The 285-nt window shown below is 34.4% G+C and carries 1 protein-coding gene; it reads right to left on the bottom strand.

Annotated features, from left to right (window positions below; genetic code table 11):
• Positions 1 to 129 precede the first annotated feature (129 nt).
• The coding region (locus AOA61_RS33050; RefSeq protein WP_143521278.1) for a DUF72 domain-containing protein at positions 130 to 285 on the bottom strand (156 nt) is incomplete at its 5' end.

The following is a 285-nucleotide window of genomic DNA, read 5'->3' as shown; positions in this document are numbered from 1 at the left end:
CAATAAATCCTAATAATATTAACAAAACCCATTCCATCTATAACCCTGCTTCCTTCAATATAAGTGGTTCCTACAATATTGTACTACCATGCTATTCGACATTCTTCTCTTATTATCCATCAAAAAGTCCTAATTGTCGACAAAGCGTTTTGCATTACCCACAGCATGCCCACCAGAGTTATTGTTAAATATAACAAAACAATCGCTTGTCTGTGTAGCAATTCGATTAATCCTTTCACCTATCGACGTTAATTCATTATCACTATAATCATATAAGTAGCGGAC

The sequence above is a fragment of the Pseudomonas sp. 2995-1 genome (assembly GCF_002742505.1).
In the GTDB taxonomy this organism is placed as follows: domain Bacteria; phylum Pseudomonadota; class Gammaproteobacteria; order Pseudomonadales; family Pseudomonadaceae; genus Aquipseudomonas; species Aquipseudomonas sivasensis.
The sequence above is the reverse complement of the archived record's forward strand: the minus strand, read 5'-3'. Positions and strand labels throughout refer to the sequence as shown.